We start from the raw sequence: 208 nt of genomic DNA on the forward strand, positions 1-208 counted from the left end.
CGGGTTCCGCCGGGACTCCTGGAACCACGGGTGCTGGTCGCTGGTGTGGTTCATGACGAAGTCGATGATCACGCGCATCCCGCGCTGGTGCGCCGAGTCCACGAAATCGACGAAGTCGGCGAGGTCGCCGAACTCGGGCAGTACGGCGGTGTAGTCGGAGACGTCGTAACCGCCGTCGCGCAGCGGTGACTTGAAGAAGGGCGGGAGC

General features: G+C 65.9%; 1 protein-coding gene. It reads right to left on the reverse strand.

From position 1 onward, the window contains the following. A partial coding sequence (locus IG94_RS39575; protein ID WP_043485804.1) for an alpha-amylase family glycosyl hydrolase occupies nucleotides 1-208 on the reverse strand: 208 nt, incomplete at both ends.

Source organism: Streptomyces olivaceus (assembly GCF_000721235.1).
Taxonomy (GTDB): Bacteria; Actinomycetota; Actinomycetes; order Streptomycetales; family Streptomycetaceae; genus Streptomyces; species Streptomyces olivaceus.